18 protein-coding genes and 1 tRNA gene are annotated in these 21,001 nt (G+C 41.5%); 7 read left to right on the top strand and 12 right to left on the bottom strand.

The window, feature by feature from the left end; translation table 11 throughout:
* Window positions 1-33: 33 nt before the first annotated feature.
* Together H3U82_RS09090 and H3U82_RS09085 are read right to left on the bottom strand one after the other, a co-directional pair.
* Window positions 34-1,011 (bottom strand): TerC family protein, encoded by a 978-nt coding sequence (locus H3U82_RS09090; protein ID WP_084586011.1) that lies wholly within the window; start codon window positions 1,009-1,011, stop codon window positions 34-36.
* A gap of 498 nt (window positions 1,012-1,509) precedes the next feature.
* Window positions 1,510-1,986, bottom strand: coding sequence for a hypothetical protein (locus H3U82_RS09085; RefSeq protein WP_198210247.1), 477 nt, complete (start codon window positions 1,984-1,986; stop codon window positions 1,510-1,512).
* Between the two features lie 451 nt (window positions 1,987-2,437).
* On the opposite strand from H3U82_RS09085, the gene H3U82_RS09080 reads away from it, so the two are divergent.
* Window positions 2,438-3,400: an urea transporter gene (locus tag H3U82_RS09080; protein WP_198210246.1), complete on the top strand. Its 963-nt coding sequence runs from the start codon at window positions 2,438-2,440 to the stop codon at window positions 3,398-3,400.
* A gap of 353 nt (window positions 3,401-3,753) precedes the next feature.
* On the opposite strand, the gene rpmE is transcribed toward H3U82_RS09080, so the two are convergent.
* Both rpmE and cysS read right to left on the bottom strand, forming a co-directional pair.
* Window positions 3,754-3,969 (bottom strand): 50S ribosomal protein L31, encoded by a 216-nt coding sequence (rpmE, locus tag H3U82_RS09075; RefSeq protein WP_037394224.1) that lies wholly within the window; start codon window positions 3,967-3,969, stop codon window positions 3,754-3,756.
* Between the two features lie 259 nt (window positions 3,970-4,228).
* The gene (cysS, locus tag H3U82_RS09070; RefSeq protein ID WP_198208038.1) at window positions 4,229-5,638 is read right to left on the bottom strand and encodes a cysteine--tRNA ligase; all 1,410 of its coding nucleotides are present in this window, start codon (window positions 5,636-5,638) and stop codon (window positions 4,229-4,231) included.
* 317 nt (window positions 5,639-5,955) lie between these two features.
* On the opposite strand from cysS, the gene H3U82_RS09065 reads away from it, so the two are divergent.
* Window positions 5,956-6,651, top strand: a complete 696-nt coding sequence (locus H3U82_RS09065) for an OmpA family protein (RefSeq protein ID WP_078474978.1) — start codon at window positions 5,956-5,958, stop codon at window positions 6,649-6,651.
* A gap of 130 nt (window positions 6,652-6,781) precedes the next feature.
* Here H3U82_RS09065 and yidC read toward each other — a convergent pair whose 3' ends face one another.
* From yidC to rpmH, 4 genes are read right to left on the bottom strand one after another with little or no spacing between them, the layout of a single operon-like run.
* Entirely contained in the window at window positions 6,782-8,440 is a 1,659-nt protein-coding gene (gene yidC, locus H3U82_RS09060; RefSeq protein ID WP_198210245.1) for a membrane protein insertase YidC, read from the bottom strand.
* A gap of 19 nt (window positions 8,441-8,459) precedes the next feature.
* Complete coding sequence (gene yidD / locus H3U82_RS09055) at window positions 8,460-8,669, bottom strand: membrane protein insertion efficiency factor YidD (protein ID WP_084547360.1); 210 nt, start codon at window positions 8,667-8,669, stop codon at window positions 8,460-8,462.
* On the bottom strand, window positions 8,666-9,025 hold the full coding sequence (gene rnpA / locus H3U82_RS09050; protein WP_037394212.1) for a ribonuclease P protein component: 360 nt from the start codon (window positions 9,023-9,025) through the stop codon (window positions 8,666-8,668). Before rnpA ends, yidD begins: the two co-directional genes overlap by 4 nt.
* Before the next feature lie 8 nt (window positions 9,026-9,033).
* A complete protein-coding gene (gene rpmH / locus H3U82_RS09045) occupies window positions 9,034-9,168 on the bottom strand; it encodes a 50S ribosomal protein L34 (RefSeq protein WP_004283944.1) in 135 nt (44 codons plus the stop codon).
* A gap of 222 nt (window positions 9,169-9,390) precedes the next feature.
* Between rpmH and dnaA the strand changes: the two genes are divergently transcribed.
* From dnaA to gyrB, 3 genes are all read left to right on the top strand, one after another.
* Complete coding sequence (dnaA, locus tag H3U82_RS09040) at window positions 9,391-11,013, top strand: chromosomal replication initiator protein DnaA (protein WP_078474975.1); 1,623 nt, start codon at window positions 9,391-9,393, stop codon at window positions 11,011-11,013.
* A 15-nt stretch (window positions 11,014-11,028) separates the two neighbouring features.
* Window positions 11,029-12,132, top strand: coding sequence for a DNA polymerase III subunit beta (gene dnaN / locus H3U82_RS09035; RefSeq protein ID WP_025331544.1), 1,104 nt, complete (start codon window positions 11,029-11,031; stop codon window positions 12,130-12,132).
* Window positions 12,133-12,441: 309 nt separating this feature from the next.
* Entirely contained in the window at window positions 12,442-14,832 is a 2,391-nt protein-coding gene (gyrB, locus tag H3U82_RS09030; RefSeq protein WP_174830671.1) for a DNA topoisomerase (ATP-hydrolyzing) subunit B, read from the top strand.
* Between the two features lie 85 nt (window positions 14,833-14,917).
* Here gyrB and H3U82_RS09025 read toward each other — a convergent pair whose 3' ends face one another.
* From H3U82_RS09025 to H3U82_RS09015, 3 genes are all read right to left on the bottom strand, one after another.
* Window positions 14,918-16,150 carry an RtcB family protein gene (locus H3U82_RS09025; RefSeq protein WP_198210243.1) on the bottom strand — a complete coding sequence of 411 codons (1,233 nt, stop codon included), beginning with the start codon at window positions 16,148-16,150 and terminating at the stop codon, window positions 14,918-14,920.
* Between the two features lie 45 nt (window positions 16,151-16,195).
* The gene (locus tag H3U82_RS10900) at window positions 16,196-17,770 is read right to left on the bottom strand and encodes a slipin family protein (protein ID WP_232335738.1); all 1,575 of its coding nucleotides are present in this window, start codon (window positions 17,768-17,770) and stop codon (window positions 16,196-16,198) included.
* Between the two features lie 275 nt (window positions 17,771-18,045).
* Window positions 18,046-18,120, bottom strand: a tRNA-Trp gene (locus H3U82_RS09015).
* A gap of 319 nt (window positions 18,121-18,439) precedes the next feature.
* Between H3U82_RS09015 and rtcR the strand changes: the two genes are divergently transcribed.
* On the top strand, window positions 18,440-20,071 hold the full coding sequence (rtcR, locus tag H3U82_RS09010; RefSeq protein ID WP_198210240.1) for an RNA repair transcriptional activator RtcR: 1,632 nt from the start codon (window positions 18,440-18,442) through the stop codon (window positions 20,069-20,071).
* A 79-nt stretch (window positions 20,072-20,150) separates the two neighbouring features.
* On the opposite strand, the gene H3U82_RS09005 is transcribed toward rtcR, so the two are convergent.
* Window positions 20,151-20,492: a MerR family transcriptional regulator gene (locus tag H3U82_RS09005; RefSeq protein WP_025331549.1), complete on the bottom strand. Its 342-nt coding sequence runs from the start codon at window positions 20,490-20,492 to the stop codon at window positions 20,151-20,153.
* Between the two features lie 75 nt (window positions 20,493-20,567).
* Here H3U82_RS09005 and H3U82_RS09000 point away from each other — a divergent pair, with 75 nt between their 5' ends.
* Window positions 20,568-20,972: an EthD domain-containing protein gene (locus H3U82_RS09000; RefSeq protein WP_084547365.1), complete on the top strand. Its 405-nt coding sequence runs from the start codon at window positions 20,568-20,570 to the stop codon at window positions 20,970-20,972.
* The last annotated feature ends 29 nt before the right edge of the window (window positions 20,973-21,001 follow it).

Raw genomic sequence — 21,001 nt, 5'->3', positions numbered from 1 at the left:
CAGGCTGTTTAAATAAATATCACCTATTATTAATTAAGCTGATGGTTGTTGTCTGGTTTTCCACCATGAAGCAAGTATAGCAATCATTAAAGCACTAAACACGACAGTCAGTGAAGCAAAAGAAGGAATATGCCACCATTTGGCTACCAGCATTTTGCCGCCAATAAAAGTTAAAACCACAGCCAGCCCGTATTTGAGATAGATAAATTTTTCTACTACATTGGCGAGTAAAAAATACATCGCACGCAGCCCCAGTACCGCAAAGATATTGGAAGTAAAAACAATAAATGGGTCAGTGGTGACGGCAAATACTGCCGGAATACTGTCAACAGCAAAAACAACATCACTTAATTCAATCACAATCAAAGTAAGCAGCAAAGGAGTTGCCATACGCTGACCGTTTTCAACGGTAAAGAATTTTTCCCGGTTTAACTGCCCGCTAACACGCATATGCCGGTGCAGCCAGCCTATCAGCGGATTATCGGCCAGACCTTTATCTTCCGTCTTTTCAGGCAGCATCAGCTTAATCCCGCTATAAAGCAGGAATACACCAAACAGATATAATACCCATTCAAAACGGCTGACCAGTACTGCACCCAGAGCCACCATAATGGCGCGTAGTACAATAGCGCCCAGTACACCGTAAAGCAAAACACGATGCTGGTACTCAGCCGGCACTTTGAAATAACCGAATATCAGAATAAATACAAAGATATTATCGACTGAGAGTGATTTTTCCAAAACATAACCTGTCAGAAAATCCATCACCGAATCTGCTGCTATAGCCGGACCGGCGGCAGGATTATGTGCCAGCTCAAAATACAGCCAGGCAGCAAATCCGAGAGAGACAGTAATCCAGACTGTTGTCCATAGTAGAGCTTCTTTGGTACTAACCCGATGCACTCCCTCTTTTTTCAATGTAAGCATATCAATTGCAATCATCACAATGACAATCACGATAAATACGCCATAGAATAAAGGTGTACCGACAGAATTCAGCTGTAGCTGCATAAGTTTTTCCTGCTAAATATTTTTATCATAAAAAATCTGGTAACCATACCAGTTATCAGAATCAGCAGTCAGGTAAATGGCTTTATACCGGCTGCTATTCGAACAATAGCATATTCGACAGAAAAGATAATCCCCCTGCTGATAATTGTTTTAAGCAGATTCTGCATTCCGCCTCTGCCAGGAATTAAGAGAAGATATTCAGAATTATTTTTAGCGGAATAGATAATCTATACCGTACATGATTTTCTGATAGCTAAATATAATAATTCAGTCTGGTTATAAGATTACAAAGCCAGCTTTACTATTTTTCATATCCGGATATAAATTAGTCTGCTGGCAATTTATGTTTTTTGATTTTCGTATCCGGCCTGTTTTCCGGTACTGAACCTTTTAAAACTATAAAACCGGCAAAGTTTAAATAATTAATGATGAATAATAAAAGAAAAACAGGGCTGAACACCCTGTTATGATGATTACTTTCACATTATCTGTTTCAATTTATTTAGCATCACAATCAGATGGTACTAAATGTACACTAAATAATTCTTTATCTTCATCTTTAAAATAATAATGATGATTAATGCCATCCGGAAATGAATTTCTTAATTTCACGAGATCAGGATCTCTATTTTCACAATATTTATTTTTTAAGTTATCACTAGTCATTTTCTGAACATTAGATGATGAGAAATTTTTTTTATTTCCTGTTACTACATATTTATAATCTACTACATTATTTCCAATAGTGAGATCGACCAGCTGGGTAGTTGAGGAAACTCTCATAGGCAGTTGCCGTTTAAGCTCGCTAAAGTAGCTCTGAATAGTATCATCATCTAATTTATTGTTATCAGACTTACTAGCATCTGACTGTACTGCCTCACTACCTGCTTTATTTGGCTCTGCCTGCTTCGAATTACCACACCCAAAAAGCATCATGCTCAGGGATAATAACGCCACCATTTTTAAAATTTTCATATCTATTTCCATATTTAATATTTGGAATTATTATTATTACAAAAAAATAAATTAACTTACAGTATTTAGTATTTTTTATTACTTGATATTCAGGTTTATTCTTTATTCATTAGATATAAATCAAATTTATCTGATTCGCTTAGTTTTATAAATTTCATATGAAATTCGTTTTAATTATTCCGGATTATATTTGAAATATTATTCATTAGTTTGTTCAATAGCAGCCTTGCATCCGCGTATTTTTATTACGGACAAATAACGCCCTGATATATATCTATTACATTCTTATAGGCAGTATTTTGCCTGAATAAATACGGGATAATTACATTTTTATACTTCTGCAACCCAACTATCGCTTATTCTCTTTTATAATCATTCTAATATTCATAGTTACCGCTGCTGATAGTAATTTATCTGTTCAGCTAAAGTAAAAATAAAAAGGAGAAATCAGATGAACACAGCCTCAGTACGTCAGTACTGGCATCAGTTAACCAGTACCAATCATCTTTGTCAGTTTATTGATGTTATCCTGCGCAGCTACGGACAGGTTATGTTGCAAAACAATCCTGTTTCCGGGCTAATCTTTTCAATAGGCATACTATTTGGCAGTTACAGTGCCGGTAAGCCACAAACTGCTCTGGCCTGCGTACTTGCTGTAGTCTGTGCCAATGCAATAGCTTACATGTACCAGCTTAACCGCAAAGCCTGGCTGCAAGGAATTTATGGTTTCAATGCCTGTCTGATTGGTATCGCCTTATCTGTTTTCTGCGAAAATTCACTGTATTTATGGCTAAGTATCATACTTGCTGCCATATTATCAGTATTTATTACACAAGCATTCAGCTCAATATTACAGCAATGGTACTTACCCTGTCTGACAATACCATTTGTGTTGATTACATGGCTGTATCTGTTGGCTACACCATCATTCTCAGTACTGATACGCGAACCGTCTACGGAATTATCTGCACAGATTTCAAGTTTTAATCTTCTGCATCTAATACCGGATAGTATACTGGGCATTGCCGAAGTATTTTTATTTAACAGCACGCTGGTAGGTGTCATTTTTCTGGCGGGACTGGCAGTCAATTCAATCAGAATGGCTATCTATGCACTGGCCAGTTCTTTACTGGCCATCGGTATTGCACTGTTATATGGCAGTCAGATAGAAATGATCTCTCTCGGCCTCTATTCTTTTAATGCAATCCTGACAGCTATCACACTGGCTACTTTCAGTAATAATCAGGATTTTAAAACCATTATTTATATTGTCTTCGGTATTATCTTTACTGTTCTTACTCAGGCCGCATTAGCCACAATACTGAAGCCGTTTGCCATACCTGTATTAACCTTACCTTTTGTACTAGTAAGCTGGTTATGGTTATTAACCAATCAAACTTTAAGCCAGCGTTAGCGTTTATCGATTTTATATATTGAATAAAAGAAAAATAAGAAAAATTTGTATTTTTCAGATTTTAAAATTGGATAGGTAACAGAAAACAGCGATCCCGGTAAAACAAGATTAAATCAATGCTTTTTACTAACTATGAATCAGAAAATGCAAATTCACAATTTTGCGCGGAACTATCAAGAAAGAGTTTCGTAATATGAAAGGTAAATGTATACCCGCTTGAAATAATCAAACCAGTAAAATATTCGAATTTTTTGGCTATTTTTGCTACTGTATTGAACACAACATCAGATTATCTGATAAAAAAGACTGCCCTGGTGGCAGTCTTTTTCGGTGCAACATGTTGCAAATAAGAATTAACGTTTGAACATATTGCCGTATTTCTGATTGAACTTATCCACACGACCGGTAGAGTCAACGATTTTCTGTTTACCTGTGTAGAAAGGGTGACAGGCAGAACATACTTCGATATTGAAAGTATCTTTTTCCATTGCGGATTTAGTTACAAAAGTGTTACCGCAAGAGCAAGTCACGGTTATATCATGGTAGTTCGGTTGAATACTGTTATTCATAATATCGTCCTTGGTTGGCGGGCACAGGGGTTGTGCCTGTACCTCTTGAAACGGATGTTCAGAATCGGGTAATTATACTCGCATGAATAAGATTTTCAAGTGAATCAGTATATAGCAGCTACTCTTCTTCACAGCTAAAACGATATGAAACGACCAGATTCCTCACATCCCACTATTTAAGTCTAACATTGCTGTCAAGACCATAATGCATTACAAAAACACACCCGGTCTGAGACTTAAGGCTGTGCCGTATACAAATTCAGGCACGACGCCAGCTAGTCCCGCCGGCACCATCTTCCAATACAATACCGGCTGCCGTAAGCTCATCACGAATCCGGTCAGATTCAGCCCAGTTACGTTCTGCACGAGCCTGCTGTCGTGCAGCTATCAGCGCTTCTATAGCTGCGCTATCCAGACCCTGAACCGTTTCCCCCACTTCTCCCTGAAGAAAAGCAGCCGGATCACGTTGTAATAAGCCCAGTAAACCTGCCAGCCCTTTCAGACATCCTGCCAGTTTGGCGTCATGTGTTTTATTAATTTCATTAGCCAGCTCAAACAATACTGCTACAGCTTCAACGGTAGCAAAGTCATCATTCATGGCTGCATAAAAACGGCGCGTGTAATCATTTAAGTCAGCATGTACTGCCACTTCTGCCGCAGCTGTATTTTTAAGTGCCGTATATAAGCGGGTTAATGCGCCTTTTGCATCATTCAGATGAGCATCCGAATAGTTCAGAGGGCTGCGATAATGTGCACGCAAAATAAAAAACCGCACAACTTCAGCATCGTATTTCTGCAACACTTCGCGGATAGTGAAGAAATTTCCAAGTGATTTAGACATTTTTTCATTATCCACACGAATAAATCCATTATGTAACCAATATTTAACATGGCTGGCAAAATGATTATGCTCTTCACAGCATCCGTTTTTTTCCGCACCGCAACTCTGAGCAATTTCATTTTCATGATGAGGAAACTGTAAATCAGCACCACCTCCATGAATATCAAAATTTTTACCCAGTAGTGCTTTACTCATGGCAGAACATTCAATATGCCATCCCGGGCGTCCTCTGCCCCACGGGCTGTCCCATGCCGGCTCATGCGGCTTGGCTGATTTCCACAACACAAAATCCAACGGATCCCGTTTATGTCCGTCAACATCAACCCGTTCTCCGGCACGTAAATCATCCAGACTTTTCCCGCTTAACTGACCGTATTGCGGATACTCGCGTACCGCATAAAAAACATCGCCATTATCCGCCATATAAGCCTTATTATTAGCAATGATATCTTCAATCATAGCAATCATTTGCGGGATATATTGCGTGGCTCTCGGTTCGTGGTCTGGCGGCAGTACACCCAAAGCGGCTGCATCTTCGTGCATGGCCTGAATATAGTAATCGGTAAGCTCAGTAATACTAATCCCGCGTTCATTGGCACGGGCAATGATTTTATCGTCTATATCAGTAATATTGCGTACATAATCAAGCTGATAACCCAATTCCCGCAACCAGCGCGCCACCAGATCAAATACAATCATTACTCTGGCATGACCAAGATGGCAATAATCATAAACAGTCATACCACACACATACATACGCACCTGGTGCGGATTAATCGGTGTAAATTCTTGTTTGCTTCTGGTTAAAGTGTTATACAAGCTGAGCATGTCGTTTCCAAATGGCTAAAATGGTAGCACTGTACTAAAGTAATTAGTTTGTATGAGGTTAAACTGGTTGTTTTCAAGATATAACCAGCTTAAAAAGTTAATTATAGTAGTCTGAACGGTACTATAGCCAATAATTATTATGGTCTAAAGCAGTTTTCAACCAAAAACTTATCTTTTTATCATATAGATATAACCATTTTTATTTTCAGTACATCATATTGCTAAAAAAGCATGACTCTTGCTTTTCTACTATAGAAAGCATAAAACAGAAACTGTGAAAAGCATAATCAAGCTTATATTCAAGAGAAGGAGTAAGTATGACTATTATGAAACCACTGGCTGCACTTGCAGCCGCTACCACCCTTGCTTTAACCGGTTGTGTTACCGATCCGTCTACCGGTCAGTCTCATGCCAGTAAAACAGCAGTATATGGTTTAAGTGGCGCTGCCGTATGCGGCATTGTCGGCGCGATTACTCATAACAGCCGCGGTGCACGTAATGCAGCACTTGGTTGCGGTGCTATCGGAGCCGGTATTGGCGCTTATATGGATTATCAGGAAAAACTGTTACGCCAGAAACTGGCTAATACCAATGTCGAAGTTCAGCGTGAGGGTAATCAGATTAAACTGACTATGCCTGAAAATGTGACATTTGCAACCAATAGTTCAGATTTAAGTGGCGCGGCTACCTCTTCTCTGTCTTCGGTAGCTGAAGTACTGGCTAAATATGTAGACACTACCATCACCATTGCCGGATACACTGATAGCACAGGCAATGACAGTATTAACATTCCGTTATCACAGCGCCGTGCACAATCAGTTTCAAATTTCCTGACTTCCCGTGGCGTTGCTTATAACCGTATCAGTGCTAACGGATACGGATCTGCCAATCCCATTGCCAGCAATGCTACCGTTGAGGGACGTGCACAAAACCGCCGTGTGGAAATCAGGTTAAATCCGGTACAACAGGCTCAGACTACAACCACACAGCAAACTACAACCTATGTTCAGTAATAAATGAATATGCCTGACTGATTACTGCAGCAGCTCCAGCAGTCAGACAATTAAATTTCGGTATATATATTCAATCAAGCTGCAAATAAAAAAGCACTTCAACATGAAGTGCTTTTTTTCAGACTGTATTTTATATATCCAGTGAGCGATGCAGTTTGGCCTGCCGCTCAATACGCTTATTGATAAACCATTGCTGAGCCAGAGTCAGAATATTATTCGTCAACCAGTAGAGAACCAGCCCTGCCGGGAAGAAGAAAAACATTACTGAAAAGGCAACTGGCATGATTTTCATCATTTTCGCCTGAACCGGATCAGTTGGCGGCGGATTCATAAATGTTTGCAGATACATAGTCAGTGCCATGAGCACAGGCAGAATAAAGTAAGGATCCTGACGGCCTAAATCAGTAATCCAGCCAATCCATGGAGCTCCGCGCAATTCTACCGAAGCAAACAATGCCCAATACAAACCAATAAATACTGGAATCTGCAACAACATAGGCAGACAACCGCCAACAGGATTGATTTTTTCCTTTTTATACAGCGACATCATTTCCTGCTGCATACGCATACGGTCATCACCGTACTGATCTTTCAATGCCTGCAAACGCGGAGCCACAGCACGCATCTTGGCCATCGATTTATATGAGGCATGTGTCAGCGGAAACAGAATTGCTTTGACAGTAAGAGTAAGCAGAATAATCGCCCAGCCCCAGTTCTGTACCAGACTGTGCCACCAGTTCAGCAACCAGAATAAAGGAGAAGAAAACAGCGATACTTTGCCGTAGTCTTTAATCATCTGCAAATGATCGGCTACTTTAGTAATGACAGAATAAATCTGCGGACCGGCATACAGAGAGATACCGAAACTGCCGGTGGAGTTAGCACCAATATCTTTCAGCGGTACTCGTACGCCGGCAGAATACAGGCCATCACTGCGTTTTCTGATATCTATCTGGCAGTCGCTGGTACCACAAACACTGTTACCTTCTTTCGGCTGCAGAATCCAGGTAGTCATAAAATAATGCTGCGTCATACCAATCCAGCCGGTATTGGTTTTACGCTGATAATCTGCCTGATCACGACCAGAGGTGTAATCACTGTCAAGATCTTTAAAGGCTACTTTTTCAAATTTACCATTCGGGGTATACAGTACCGGACCAGTATAAGTGTGATCGAAATAGCCTGTACCTTCAGGTTCCTTATCATCCCGCAGTACCCGGTAAGCTACATCCATTTGTAATGGCTGAGCATTGTGATTGGCAATTTCATAGCGCAGCCCGATCAGGTAACTGCCTTTAGTAAACGTATAAATTTTACTAACCTGTACACCGTTTTGTTCGGCAGCGGTCAGACGCACATCCAGTTTGTCACCATTAAGCGTGTACTGTTTTTGCGCAGCTGTAAATGTCAGGTCTTTAAACTGATAATCACCCTGACGGTTTAATAATATCGACTGGGCAACATACTGATGGCCATTTGCACCATTATCCAGCAATACAAAAGGCTTGCTGGCATCACTGGTAGCCTTGTATTTATTGAGAGTTAGCTGGCGTAAATCGCCGCTTTTTTCATCAATAACAGCCTTAACAGTATCAGTAGTCACTGTTACCGGCTCCGTTTTATTCAGGGCACTCTCGGCAACAACACCAGTAGAAGAAGTATTGCCGTTACTGGTGGATGATGTTTGTTGTGCAGCTGGCTGTTTTTCGGGTTGCGGGTATAATTTTTCCCAACCCAGCAAAATCGCCATGGTCAGCACAAAAAATATCAATAATCGTTTGAAATCCATAGTGTATTCCGTCTACTCGCTAAGGAAGAGGGTCATGACCGCAACCACCCCATGGATGACAGCGGCAAATACGCTTTATCGCCAGCCAGCTACCTTTCATTACCCCGTATTTTTGCAGTGCCAGTACGGCATATTGCGAACAGGTTGGATTGTAGCGGCAGCGCGGTGGTAACAGCGGGCTGATGGCATACTGATAGAACCGGATCAGACCCAGCAATAAATATCTCATTGCGAAGATGCTTTACACCTGTCAGCTGTAATAAGCAGCTGCTGTAAAGTCCTGACTACGCCAGCGTACTCAGCATGCCGGAACGGCTGGCGTACACGAATGATTATATCTACCGGCGGCAATTCATGCTTATGCAGGCGAAACCATTCGCGTATTAAGCGTTTCATATAATTGCGCCGGTTAGCACGTTTGGCAACTTTTTTGGCTACTATCAGCCCCAAACGCGGGAAACCTAAACTATTGCGCGCCTGAAAAACCTGAATCCAAGCACGGCTTTTTTGGCAACGTAATGCAAAAACGGATGAAAAATCATCCGTTTTTAATAGGCGATATTTTTTGCCAAAATGATAATCCATTCTTGTTCTTACACAGCCAAACGTTTACGGCCTTTGGCACGGCGGGCAGCCAGTACAGCACGTCCGCCACGGGTTTTACTGCGAACCAGAAAGCCATGAGTGCGTTTGCGGCGGGTAACGGATGGTTGATAAGTGCGTTTCATAATTTATTCCCGAATTAACTTTAAATAAAACGTAGCATTACACAACAAGAACAGCACTTTGTCAATCAATATAATCTGTAGCAAAGCTTTACGGGAGCTGTGCTGGTATAAAGTGCAAATCATGGTCAGAAATTTGTTTATTGCGTATAATTAGCATAATAGGCACTTATTGTTTCCAGCCTTCAGCCAGCTCCGATTGACAGATAAATTTAAGCTTCACGAATGACCCTGACAGAATTTTGGCCTCAGTGCCTATTGCAATTAAAACAAAGCTTACCTTCTCAGCAATACCAGATGTGGATTGCACCATTAACTGTGGGCGAAGAAAATGGCAACTGGGTTATTTTTGCGCGTAATACTTTTACCTTCAATCATATCCGCGAGCGTTTCTGGCCGGCTATCGAAAGTGCCAGACAATCTGTTCTGCCAGACGGCAGCACACCATTAATTCTGAAAATCGGACAGGGACTATCTCTGCAGGCTGCCACTGAGGCAATACCGGCAGGAAACAATTCACCGGTCAAGACTGCAGAACCAGTCATAAATGTCGCTGAACAGCCGGCTGATATTAAACCGGATTCAGTTAATACCAATAAAATTCATTCTGAAGTTTCAACCAAACCACAGACAACGGCAAAACGTACCGAATCTGCTCAGGACATTATTGCCAAACGCCTGCGAAACACCCAGACCAAAAGCGCAAGTGCTACTGCCGAAACAAAAGAAAACAGCAAACAGACCGCCACAGAAAAACCTGAGGCTGGCGAATCAGTGGCCACCTCTGATTCAGCACATGAAAATGGTAAAAAATCCCGCTATACTGATACCAACCTTAACCCTGAACATACTTTTGCTGCTCTGGTACAAGGTAAAGGGAACCGTCTTGCTCACGCTGCTGCGCTGTCGATTGCAGAAAATCCCGGCAATAGCATGTACAACCCGTTTTTTATCTATGGCAGTACCGGTCTGGGTAAAACCCACCTGGTACAGGCTATTGGCAACCAGCTGTTTGCCACCGACAACAAAGTAAAAATACGCTATATTCATGCTGATGAATTCATTCGCGGCATCATGAATGCATTCCACGCCAAATCTTTTGATGCCATGCGCCAGCAATATCAGCAGGTAGACTTACTGATTATGGATGACGTACAGTTTATTGCCGGTAAAGACCGTACCATGGAAGAGTTTTTTTACGTCTATAACCATTTAATTGACGAAAAAAAACAAGTTATCCTTACCTGTGATACGCTGCCTACTCATATAGACGGCATGGACGATCGCCTGAAATCCCGCTTCTCATGGGGGCTGAGTCTGGAACTGGAACCGCCGGAGCTGGAAATGCGCGTAGCCATTTTGCAGAAAAAAGCTGAGATGGCTCAGGTGAAGCTTGAGGACGAAGCCGCATTTTTTATTGCCAAACATATCCGCAGCAACGTGCGTGAGCTGGAAGGTGCATTCAAGCGGGTAGTAGCACAAAGCCGTTTTGCCAGCCGACCGATTGATGTAGGGCTGGCTACTGAGGCATTACAGGATATTCTGGCTGTTAACCATAAACCCATGACCCTGGAACACATTCAGAATACGGTAGCAAAATTTTATGGGATTACCATTAGTGATATGGTAGGGAAAAAACGTACCCGGAATCTGGCCCGACCGCGCCAGATGGCCATGACCCTGGCAAAAGAACTTACTCCGCTTAGTTTACCCGCTATTGGCAGCGGATTTGGTGGCCGCGACCATACCACAGTTATGCATGCGGTAAAAAGTATCTCCAAACTCCGCAAGGATGATGCTGAAACAACCAAAGCGTATGAAACCTTAATGATGATTTTGCGAGATTAAACCAAGGAACAAAATATGCTGATATTACAAGCAGAACGTGACAGTTTACTCAAACCGCTGCAGGCAGTAACCGGTATTGTAGAGCGTCGTCATACATTACCGATATTATCTAATGTATTACTGGAAAACCATCAGGGGCAAATCAAGATTCTGGCAACCGATCTGGAAATTCAGATCGATACCATCGGCCCCAAAAGTGAAGCAGAAGATTTTCGCATTACCACCAATGCCAAAAAACTGCAGGATATCCTGCGGGCTTTACCGGCCGGCGCAATCGTTTCTCTGGACTGGAATAACAACCGTCTGGTGCTGAAAGCAGGCAAAAGCCGTTTTAATCTGCAAACCCTGCCGGCAGAAGATTTTCCATTAATGAGTGTGGGCGAAAATATTGATGCCAGCTTCAGCCTGCCACAGGAAACATTTCGTGAAATGCTGTCTCAGGTACAATACAGCATGGCCATTCAGGATATCCGCTATTATCTGAATGGTCTGCTGATGCAGACAGAAGGCAATCAGCTGCGTCTGGTCGCTACAGACGGACATCGTCTGGCCTATGCAGCCTGCAATATTGAAGCCGATTTACCCAAAGCAGAAGTTATTCTGCCGCGTAAAACCGTGCTGGAACTCTTTAAGCTGCTTACCTTCCCCGAACAGCCAATCACCATTGAACTACTGAACAATCAGGTACGTTTCCGTTGTAATGACACAATCATTGTTTCTAAAGTCGTGGATGGTAAATTTCCGGATTACAACCGAGTTATTCCACTGGATAACGATAAAATCTTTCTGGCCAACCGTACCGAGCTGCTGGGTGCACTGGAACGGGCAGCCATTCTTGCCAATGAAAAATTTCGCGGTGCCCGCCTGCAAATCCAGCCCGGATTACTGAGCGTGACCTGTAATAATAACGAACAGGAAGAAGCTCGTGAAGAGCTGGAAATTGCTTATCAGGGAGATACACTGGAAGTCGGTTTTAATATCAACTATCTGATGGATGTATTGCGTAATTTACATGCAGAAGATTTACAACTTGCTTTTGGTGATGCAAACCGTTCAACACTGTTTACCATCCCGAACAATCCCAACTTTAAATATATAGTTATGCCTATGCGGATTTAAACATCCATGCACTCTTAAATCCGGTTACTGCCGTACGCCAGCTTTCTGTTTTTAATAGTTCAGCCTGGTTTACGGCAGTTTATTATTTACAATCAGTATTCTTATCTTTTAATAAACATTAGATAAAACATCATTTTAAATATGGCACAGGACTGAAAAAAAACCGTTTTTATGCTATAATAAGTTTTTGGTTTATTGCCCTCAAACAGGCCTGTTATACAGTTATACCGCTAACGTTTTTTATAATTAATAACAGTTATAAATGACCTTTAACAGCATAACCGCTGCCAAGTTTAGTAAAGAATTCTTATGATAGATCAACACCCTGAAGATTACAGTGCCGACAGTATCAAAGTATTAAAAGGTTTGGATGCTGTTCGCAAACGTCCCGGTATGTACATTGGTGATACTCAGGATGGCACGGGTTTACATCATATGGTATTCGAAGTTCTGGATAATGCCATTGATGAAGCACTGGCCGGATACTGTGATCATATTACCGTAGCAGTTAATGCCGACAACTCCATTACTATTGAAGACAATGGCCGTGGCATTCCTACCGATATGCATCCGGAAGAACATCGTTCAGCAGCTGAAGTAATCATGACTATTCTGCATGCCGGCGGTAAGTTTGATAACAACAGCTATAAAATTTCCGGTGGTCTGCATGGTGTAGGGGTCTCTGTAGTTAACGCACTTTCTGACTGGCTCCGTCTGACCATCTACCGTAATCACAAAGAACATTTTGTTGAATTTCGTCACGGGGATGCAGTTGCTCCGCTGGCTGTTGTCGGCGATACCGACAAACAGGGTACACGTGTTCAGTTTCTGGCCAGTACCGAAACCTTTGGTAATATCGATTACCATTTTGATATTCTGGCCAAACGCATCCGCGAGTTATCTTTCCTGAACAACGGCGTCAGTATTGAACTCTTTGACAAACGTGATGGCAAACACGAAAACTTCGCATTCAGCGGTGGTGTAGCCGGCTTTGTACAATACATGAACCGGAATAAAACAGCTCTGCACAATAAAGTTTTCTATGCCAATGGTGAAAAAGATGGCATGAGCGTGGAATGTGCCATGCAGTGGAACGACAGTTATCAGGAAAACGTGCAGTGTTTCACCAATAATATTCCGCAACGCGATGGCGGCTCCCATTTAACCGCCCTGCGCCAGGTTATGACCCGAACCATCAACAACTACATTGAAGCCAATGAAGTTGCCAAAAAAGCCAAAGTAGATACTAATGGCGACGATATGCGTGAAGGTTTAACCTGCGTATTGTCTGTTAAACTGCCTGACCCGAAATTTTCTTCACAAACCAAAGACAAACTGGTTTCCAGTGAAATAGGTCCAGTGGTTAATGAAGTGCTTGGTAAAGCCTTGTCTGAATTTCTGGAAGAAAATCCTGCAGAGGCCAAAATCATCACAAGCAAAATTGTTGATGCCGCGCGTGCACGTGAAGCAGCGCGCAAAGCACGCGAAATTACCCGCAGAAAAGGGGTAATGGATGGTCTGGGGCTGCCGGGCAAACTGGCAGACTGTCAGGAAAAAGATCCCGCTTTATCAGAATTGTATCTGGTCGAAGGTGACTCAGCAGGCGGTTCTGCCAAGCAAGGCCGTGATCGTAAATTTCAGGCCATTTTGCCCTTAAAAGGTAAAATCCTGAATGTAGAAAAAGCCCGTTTTGAAAAAATGCTTGCCAGTCAGGAAGTTGGTACTTTAATCACTGCACTGGGTGCCGGTATAGGCAAAGAAGAATTTAACCCGGAAAAATTGCGTTATCACCGCATAATTATCATGACCGATGCGGATGTAGACGGCGCGCATATCCGTACCCTGCTGCTTACCTTCTTCTACCGGCAAATGCCTGAACTGGTTGAACGCGGTTATGTGTATATTGCTCAGCCACCATTGTATAAAGTGGAATATGGCAAAAAAGACAACTACCTGAAAGACGAGTTTGAAAAAGATCAGTTCATGCTCAGTCTGGCATTGAATAATGCTCAATTAATTATTGGCGAAAATACTCTGGAAGGTAATGCTCTGTCCGAAATCGCCAAACAATTGATTCTGGCACAAAGTATGATTGCGCGTGAAAGCCGTATCATTGACAACAATGTACTTAATTCCCTGCTTCTCTGGAATGAGAATCTGGATTTAAGCACTGTAAGCAGTGCAGAAAAAGCTGTGCAAACATTAACCGCACTGGTTAATGACGACAACCTCAAACTGGAACGCATTGGTGCAGATGATGAAGTACAAATGATTAAAATTACTCGTCAGTTGCATGGGAATCATATGGTCAGCTATCTGGATCAAAAATTTGTTGAAAGCCGCGCCTATCAAATTATCCGGCAGACAGCGGCCACTTTAAGCGGTATTGCTGACGTACCAATTGAAGTCATTAAAGGTAATATGACTACCACTGTAACCGGCTTTGCCCAGGCACTGGAATTACTGATGGATTTAGCACAGGAAAAAATTAACATTCAGCGTTATAAAGGTCTGGGTGAAATGAATCCCGAACAATTATGGGAAACTACGATGGATCCTTCAGTACGCCGTTTGCTGAAAGTCAGAATCGAAGATGCGATGGCGGCGGATGATGTATTTGTTACCCTGATGGGTGACGAAGTTGAACCTCGTCGTGCATTTATCGAAAACAACGCTCTAAATGCTCAGGTTGATATTTAGTTTTTAAATACCTGAAAAAGGATGGCATTGTCTGCCATCCTTTTTTCTATACAAAAATATTCTGCAGTTGATTATCCGAATAATATCAGCCCTTAACACAGATAACCTGACGTAACTGGTGCTTGATTTCCACCAACTCCTGTTGCGCCTGCATTACTGCTTCAATATCTTTATACGCCATAGGAATTTCATCAATAACCTCAGCATCTTTACGGCATTCTACATGAGCCGTAGCCTGCATCTGGTCAGCAACAGTAAATTTCCGTTTGGCTTCACCACGACTCATAACTCTACCTGCACCGTGAGAACAGGAATGAAAACTTTCTGCATTCCCCCGCCCCTGCACAATATAACTTTTTGTTCCCATAGAACCCGGAATAATTCCCAGTTCACCTTCTCGTGCAGAAACAGCCCCTTTACGTGTAACAAAAACATTCTTACCGAAATGGTGCTCTTTCTGTACATAATTATGGTGACAGTTTACAGTTTGTAAATGCGTAGTAAACGGCACATTGATTACTTTGCGTATAGCAGCGATAGTATTGTGCATCATCACTTCACGATTTAAACGGGCAAATTCCTGTGCCCAGTGCACCGCTTTCAGATAATCATTACAGTATTCGGTTCCTTCTACTAAAAACGCCAGATCATTATTAGGCAAATAGGTATCAATGAAATATTTTTTCATTTCCTTTTTAGCCAGCTCACTAAAATATTTACCTATTGCACGACCAATACCGCGTGAACCACTATGCAGCATTATCCATACGCGATCACACTCATCCAGACAAATTTCAATAAAATGATTACCGCCGCCCAAGGTTCCCAAATGACTATAACTATTCGCTTTTAAAAAACACGGATATTTACTGGTCAGTTTTTCAAATCCGGGCAAAAGCTGCTGCCAGTACTCCTGTACAATCGGTGGCGGATTTTGCCAGCTTCCTTTATCGTACTTTTCTTTATTGAGTGTGGAACCATGCGGTACCGCCTTTTCTATAGCCAGACGTAATGGCATTAAATCTTCCGGCAGATCCTGAGCGGTAAGTGACAACTGTACCGCCATCATTCCACAACCAATATCCACGCCGACAGCAGCCGGAATAATCGCACCAGCAGTCGGAATCACACTCCCGATAGTAGAGCCTTTTCCCAGATGCACATCTGGCATAACCGCAATATGCTTAAAAATAAAAGGTAATTGTGCAGTTTCGAGCAATTGTTTTTTAGCCACATCTTCTACCGGCACACCTTTTGTCCACATTTTTACCGGACGTGTTTTATTTTCTTTTAATACTTCAAATTCTTGCTTTTGCATTTTTAACTTCCATTATTTTTTAGCAAATTAATTAGCGGATGTATGCTATTGCGCCTGAATATTAATCAAACCATGCAATAACTGATCCAAACCGCCTACAACTGAAATCTTATCGATTCGTTCAGCAATTCTTTCCAGTGTTTCCATTTCTTTTAAGCGTAAAGCAACCGGATTATTTTCCATTACCCGGGCTGTATTCAGTAAGGAACGGGTAGCAGAAGTTTCTTCCCGCCGGCGGATAACATTCGCCTGTGCAGATTTTTCTGCTTCTACTACTTGTGCCAGAATGGTTTTCATGTCTCCCGGTAAAATAATATCTTTTACGCCAACACTGACCGTTTCGATTCCATAACCCGTCATATGCATCTGCATATGAGCATTCACCACCTCGTCGATTAAATTTTTGTTTTCCAACAATTCATCCAGACTGCGAGTACCAATCGCTTCCCGTAATGCAAATTGTAATTGCCGGTACAATAACTCCATTGGCTGCGCAATTCTGGCAAACGCCTTTAACACATCGGTGTAACACCAGCTGGCTACCAGATTAATACGCAGATTGACTTTATCCCGGGTTAAAATTTCCTGACCGGATATTTCCACTGTCTGCAAACGTGTATCGACAATTTCGACACTGATTTCACGATTAAAACGCCAGTAAGCAGTAATACCTGCATTAAGCAGCTGTTCTACTTTACCATTAACTTTTAATACGCCAACATGATATGCCGGTACCTGTGCAATCAATACACTACTATCGCCTGTCACTTCTTTTTTACGTAATTTTGGCTGTAACAGCTGCTGTACCATTTGCTCAGAAAGCTGAAAATCGTCAGTCAGCTCAATAAGCTGCATATGCTGCTTGCAGTTATTCTGCCAGTACAATCGTTTGGTTCCCGGAGGCAGAATTTCTACCAGTAAATCATCTTCAAAACGTAAACCGGTCTGATTAGCACCTACCTGCATCTGAATACAGAATTGTGCCATCTGCTGCGGGGCATTTTGTTCAATTGTTGCCGCCAGCAAATCATCAATACGGTTATCCTGTAGTTTGAATTTACCCAGAACCAGCTTATGTTTGAATTCACACAAACCAATTACGGATTTAGGTGGAATAATCTGTACAAACTGATTATCAACAAACAGCGTACCAATTTGCTCATCGATAAAATAATGCAGTTTGATGTGATCGATACCTTCAATTAATCTGCCGGTATTTTTTGCCTGAATAATTTCCATAGCAACTTCATCAGACAACCGGTACCCTTGCTCCAAAGTTACTTTTTTAATTGCCTGTTCTTTATAACTCTTCCAGTACAATGCTTTAGTAGAGGGTTGAATAATCTCTACCAGCATTTGTTCTTCATAACGCAGTACAATCTCATTATCAGCCACATTGACATAATGACAATATTTTTCTACCAGCTGCGGATAAAAATTGAGCAGTTTTTCGGCGATAGCCGGTTCAATCTTAGTATCAGCTAAATCCACCAGATAATGAGTAATGTTGACAAAAGGATTCCAGAAAATATGCCGGCCTGCGGTAACAATAGTATTAATTTCACCGCGTTTGGTGACAACGGCCAGCTCACCTTTTTTCACATTAATTATATTCAACATATTAAATCTCCTTTTATGGCAGCCAGCAAGGAGAAGAGACACAATCAAACGGATTAAGTAACGAAATAACAGGGGAAAAACTGATATCTTTAAACATTCAACTAACTGCTTATGGCTCATCAATTTTTTGCCTGCTATCCGGTTTTTTTACCCGGACAGAATCATTAATCCGTTTATTCTGTGCGGTTAACCGGTTTTTTTCGTGTCTTAGCTTTACTGCTTTGCTTATTTCCCTTTACTGGCTGGTATTGCTCAAACAACAAATTATTACAATATGGCTTTTGAAACAGGAGTCGAACCCGTGACAGATTGGTTTGGTACCAATTGCTCTACCTCTGAGCTATTCAAAAATTTTTCATCGGAAGGAAACGTCTTTCATACCGGGGAATACATGTGGATAATGCGAATAAATCAGTCTTTCGATTAATTTAATTCCATTCGCTATGTACCCTGCTGCCGTAAAAAACAGTATGTATTTCAGACAATATCCTTATTGCAATTACCGTACCAAGTCCGTAAATTTCTAAAATAAAATAATTAAGATATTGTTTTTATTATAAAAATAAATAGATAATTTTATTTTCAATAAATTACTTTTAGTTTTGTTTTCGTAATTTTTTATAAAATATTATATAATTTTATTTAATTTTATATAACTAATAATAAATAATGGACAAGAAAAATATCGTATTCAGTTTTTTAGGCAATGTACTTGACCAGCGGGGCAAAGGAAAAAAACGCTGGACACGCTGGCGCCCTACTATTGATATCTGTAATCATCCGGAATGGCCGATCTATCGTCTGGAACTGATTTATCACACTCAGGACAGAAAACTACTCGAAGAAATTATTCTGGATATTAAAACCATTGCCCCGGATACACAGGTTAATCCGATTCCGGTTCAGATACAGGATCCATGGGATTTTGAAGAGGTGTATACCTGTTTACTGGATATCGCCAAAAACTATACTTTTAATAATGAACAAGAAAATTATTATCTGAATATTACCACCGGCACCCATGTAATGCAGATCTGCTGGTTCTTACTGGCAGAATCACGTTTTTATCCTGCCAGACTTTTACAATCATCGCCGCCAGCCAGACCGTCTGCATCTCCAGAAAACCTTGCCGCAGAACCTATAACAAACCCGCTACTGTGCCCCAGCGGACAAATAAATATAATCGACCTGAATCTGAACCGTTACGACCAGATTCTGACCCGCTTTCAGCAATATGCTACTCAGGCAACAGAACTGCTCAAATCAGGTATAGCGACAAAAAACCGGCATTACAATCAGCTAATCAGCGAAATAGAACAGGTTGCCAGCCGCTCTCATGCGCCTATTTTGCTATGCGGCCCCACTGGTGCCGGTAAATCTTTTCTTGCCCGGCAAATTTACCGGCTTAAATTGAACCAGCATCAGATTACCGGACAATTCGTAGAAATTAACTGCGCTACCCTGAGTAGCGATAATGCCATGTCTACACTGTTCGGTCACATCAAAGGTGCTTATACCGGTGCCAGTCTGAGCAGAAACGGCTTACTCAGACAGGCGGATAATGGCGTTCTGTTTCTGGATGAAATCGGAGAACTGGGGCTGGATGAACAGGCTATTCTCTTAAAGGCGATTGAGGAAAAACAATTTTATCCGCTAGGTGCAGATAAACTGGTATCCAGTAACTTTCAACTGATTGCCGGAACCAACAAAGATTTAAAACAGGCAATTATCCGCGGTACTTTTAGAGAGGATTTATACGCACGTATCAATTTATGGAGTTACCAGCTACCGGGACTTGCCGAACGTAAAGAAGATATCGAACCGAATATTGATTTTGAGCTGGCACGATTTGCGCAGGAGTACGGTACCATGCCGCGTTTTAATCAGCAATCCAGAGACCGTTATATTCAGTTTGCCACATCGGCTATGGCAACATGGCCGGGTAATTTCCGTGAGCTCACTGCTTCCATTACCCGTATGGCTACTTTATCCATACAAGGAAACATCACACTGGAACAAGTTGAAAATGAAATCCGGCGTTTACAGATGCACTGGCAGCAGGTAGTTTTTTCTGATGCGCTGATTCCGGCTGAAATTGATGAATTTGACCGGTATCAGCTGGAAAAAGTCATTGAAGTATGCCGGAAAAGCCGAACTTTATCCGAAGCCGGCCGGTATTTGTTTGCCGTGTCCAGAGCACAAAAACAGCGCGCCAATGATGCTGACAGACTGAAAAAATATCTGGCCAAATTTGATTTAAGCTGGGAGCAGATAAAAGACAGCACCAATAAAGGCAATTAACGCTTTCTCCTGCCTGTGATCATTATTTCTTATTTGAGATTCAGTAGCTATTATGCAAAATAAAATACACAAAAATACATTATTTATTTATCATATTAAGCAGACGGGTTCGTGTTTGTATTAATATATCTATTTGTTGTTCAATCTTTTCTAACGTCAGATTAATATTTTTCAGGTAAATTTCACAAGGTTCAAATTTACTGTTTTGCTCATGCCAGCAAGGCAGTATTTGCCGGATAATTTTTAACGAAAAACCGGCATTATTGAGCTGCTGAATCAATTTTACTCTTTCTACATCTGCCTGCTGGTATTCACGGTATCCGGATTGTGTACGGGCAGGTGTCAGCAATTTTTCCTGTTCATAATAGCGCAGCATTCTGGGACTGATTGCGCTTTTTCTGGCTAATTCACTGATTTTCATTTTTACTCTGTTGACTTTAACACTACTGTGAAACTTTATCATTATTCGCACAACCCACAAACTGAAAGAAAGAAAATGATTAAGTTAACCATGTTAGTAAAACGCCTGCCCGATATTACTTATGAAGAATTTGACCAATACTGGATTGAGCATCATGCTCCGCTAGTGGCTTCTGTGCAAAACGTTTTAAACATTACCCGCTATGTACAAACCATTCCGCACCGTTATCCCGAGCTGGATAAAATAATACAAAACGGGCGTCAGTCTCAGAATTTTGTTTTTGACGGTATGGCTGAAATATGGTGGCAGAATCTGGAAAGCATGCAGAAAAACCGGTCTTCACCAGAAGCTGTAAAGGCATTAAACGCATTAATGGAAGATGAAAAGCGCTTTGTTAATCACACACAATCAGTTGTCTGGTATGCAACAGAACGCCTGATTATTAGCAACACTAATTATCAGACAATGCCATTGCGCTGAAGCAGAACGCCAGGCAAAAAACTTGCCTG

The sequence above is a fragment of the Snodgrassella sp. W8132 genome (genome assembly GCF_016100865.1).
GTDB classification, from domain to species: Bacteria; Pseudomonadota; Gammaproteobacteria; order Burkholderiales; family Neisseriaceae; genus Snodgrassella; species Snodgrassella alvi.
This window is presented reverse-complemented; position numbering and strand designations above follow the sequence as displayed.